Genomic DNA, 3,418 nt, shown 5'->3' on the forward strand with positions numbered 1-3,418 from the left:
GGCCGGCACACATCGGCGATGTCCTTGCCCTCGCCCAGCAGCCGATCGGCCTCGCCCAGCTTGCGCACGACCTGCTCCGGGGTGTGCCTCTTGCGCGCCCGAGCTGCGCGGGCTGCGCGGTCGCCGACGCCTGTCGCGGCAGCTGCCATCTGCCCAGCTTCTTCACCTCCAAAGCCACGACGCTGCTCGGGATTCCCGCTGTCGGCGCGGATAGGATCTGACGATGCCACCTTCGGCCGAACCCCACACCCAGCCCACCAGCCCCGTCTCGATGCAGGAAGCGATCCTTCGACTGCAGAGCTTCTGGTCGCAGCGAGGTTGCGTGTTGGGTCAGCCGTTCAACACCGAAGTCGGCGCGGGCACCATGAATCCCGCCACCCTGCTCTCGGTCCTCGGGCCCGAGCGCTGGAACGTCGCCTACGTCGAACCTTCAGTGCGCCCGGATGATTCACGCTATGGCCAGAACCCGAACCGGCTCCAAACCCACACCCAGTTCCAGGTCATCCTCAAGCCCGAACCCGGCAACCCCCAAGAGCTCTATCTTGCCTCCCTGCAAGCCCTCGGCATCGATCTCGACGCCCATGATGTCCGCTTCGTCGAAGACAACTGGGCCCAGCCCGCGATCGGTGCTTGGGGCCTGGGCTGGGAAGTCTGGCTCGACGGCATGGAAATCACCCAGTTCACCTACTTTCAGCAAGTCGCAAGCCAGAACCTGGACCCGATCCCGGTCGAGATCACCTACGGCCTCGAACGCATCCTCATGGCCCTGCAAGGTGTCACGCACTTCAAAGACATCGTCTACGCGCCCGACGTCTCCTATGGCGAAGTATTCGGTCAATCCGAATACGAGATGTCGCGCTACTACCTCGACGACGCCGACGTCGGAACCACCCGCACGCTGCTCGACGCCTACTCCAGCGAGGCCGCCCGCATGATCGAGCGTGAGTTGCCGGTGCCTGCTCACGTGCACGTGCTCAAGTCCAGCCACGCCTTCAATATCCTCGATTCGCGCGGAGCCGTCTCGACCGCGGAGCGCGCGAAATGGTTCGCGGTGATGCGCGCCCAATCCCGCGAGATCGCGGCGCTGTGGACCCGGCTGCGCGAGCAGGCCGGGCACCCTCGCGGTATCGCTACCCCGCCCACTTTGGCCGTGCCTACGGTAGATCCGGCCGAGATCGTCTCTCGAGCGGGGGCGCGGTTGCTGCTCGAAGTCGGCACCGAGGAACTTCCCCCGCACGTGGTCGAGGCCGTCGTCCCGGCTGTTGCGTCGACGCTGGGTGAGCTGCTGGGCAAAACAGCGCTGCCGCACGGCCGGATTCGCGTCCAAGCAACGCCGCGCCGCATCGTCGCTGTGATCGATGACATCGCAGCTGCCGAGCCCGACAGCGTCCAGATCCGGCGAGGCCCCAAGCGTGCCGCAGCCTACGAGGTCACCGGAGAACCCACACCCGCACTCAGCGGGTTCCTCCGTGGACAAGACGCCAGCGTCGAAGACCTCACCGTGGTCGAACATCAAGGCGTCGAGCACGTAGCACTCGAGCGCGAGCACGTCGGCCGCATCGCCGCGGTCGTCCTCACCGACGTGTGCTCCCAGCTTGTCACTGGTCTGCGTGCCGACAAGAACATGCGCTGGCGCGACCCAGCATTGAGCTTTTCGCGCCCGATCCGCTGGCTGGTGGCCCTGCTCGATGAGGCCGTGCTCCCGGTGACTGCGGGCACCCTCACCGCGGGCCGCACCAGCCGCCTGCACCGCCAGGCCGAATCTCCGACCGTCGAGATCGCCAGCGCTGACGACTACACGCGAGAGTTGGCCGCGGCTGGCATTGTGCTCGACCCGGCGGCCCGCCGCGAAGCAGTTACCGCCGCTGCCACGGAGCTTGCGAGTGCACACGGGGGGCGGATCGATCTCGAGGGCGAAGCCGCGCTGATCGAGGAGATCACCAACCTGGTCGAGGCGCCCGTGGGCGTGCTCGGGGAATTCGACGTGGCGTCGCTGGTGCTGCCCGAGCAGATCATCACCACGGTGATGCGTAAGCATCAGCGCTATCTCCCCGTACGCGGTGATGACGGCATGCTGTTGCCGATGTTCGTCACCGTGGCCAACGGCGCCTGTGACGCCAAGACCGTCCGTGCTGGTAACGAGACTGTGTTGCGTGCTCGATTGGCTGATGCGGCGTTCTTCTATGACGCCGACCTCAAGACCACCCCCGCCGAGTTCCGACGTCGGTTGCCGTCGCTGGTGTTCCACGAAAAGCTCGGATCGATGGCTCAGCGCGCCGATCGGATCGGCGACCTCGCGCATCGCTTCGCTGAGCACCTCACGCTCACCGAACACGAGCGAGCAACCCTGCAGAGCGCTGGGAAGCTTCTGAAGTTCGACCTCGCCACCCAGATGGTGGTGGAGATGACTTCCCTCGCCGGCACTATGGCACGGGTCTATGCGACCGAGGCCGGCGAGCCCGCCGAGGTCGCGGAAGCACTTTGGGAAGCCGAGCTGCCCCGCTACGGCGGAGACCAGCTTCCACGCACAACGTCCGGAGCCCTGCTGGCGTTGGCGGACCGCTTCGATCTGATCATCGGCATGCTCGCCTCCGGCGCGAAACTGACCGGAACGAGCGATCCGTACGGCCTGCGGCGCGCTGCCTCCGGCGTCGTCGCGATCCTGCGCGCCCACCCTGGGCTGACACCGATCACCATCCCGGTCGGCCTGCACTGCGCGGGCGCTCGGCTGGAACAGCAAGGAGTGATCGTCGAGAACTCCATAGAAGAGGCGGCCGCTGAACTGATCGGAGTTCGCCTCGATCAGCGGCTGCGGGAAGAAGGCGTCGAGCAAGCGTTGCGTGACGCTGTGCGCTCAGCAGCATCGGCTCCGCACACCGTCGATCAGCTGGTCGAGCAAATACGGTCGGCTAGCACCGTGGCGGAGTTCCCGAGGCTGGTGGAGAGCTTGCAACGCGTGATGCGGATTGTGCCTGCGAACACTGAGCCCAGCTACGATCCGGCTCGGTTGAACGGAGAGGCCGAGCGGTTGGTGATCAGTGCTCTGACGACGGTGCCAAGTTTCGAGGGCGACTTGGCGTCCTGGATCGGCGCCGCGAACGCTCTTGTCGATCCGCTGGAGCGCTTCTTTGATGATGTGCTGGTGATGGCCGAGGATCCGCAGGACCGAGAGGCTCGACTCGGCCTGCTCGCCAGCGTAATCGCAGCAGCACCAAGCCAAATCGACTGGCGCGCGGTTCATCGTTTGCGAAGCTGACGACACGAAGACCTACCGCAGCGAAGGGAGCTGCGATAGCAACGGTGGTTGTGGGGGGGGGGGGGGGGGGCGGCCCCCCCACCACAAACGAAAAGGGATAGCGGGGGGGGGGGTTTGGCCCCCCCCCCAGGGGCCCCGCAGACCCAACCCCCGCCCGAAAAA

Annotated in this window: 1 protein-coding gene; it reads left to right on the forward strand. The window is 66.1% G+C overall.

Annotated elements, in window-relative coordinates; genetic code table 11:
• Positions 1-223 precede the first annotated feature (223 nt).
• Positions 224-3,256: a glycine--tRNA ligase gene (locus AB0I43_RS40680; RefSeq protein WP_356981582.1), complete on the forward strand. Its 3,033-nt coding sequence runs from the start codon at positions 224-226 to the stop codon at positions 3,254-3,256.
• Positions 3,257-3,418 lie beyond the last annotated feature (162 nt).

It is taken from the genome of Nocardia sp. NPDC050435, assembly GCF_040655395.1.
In the GTDB taxonomy this organism is placed as follows: Bacteria; Actinomycetota; Actinomycetes; order Mycobacteriales; family Mycobacteriaceae; genus Nocardia.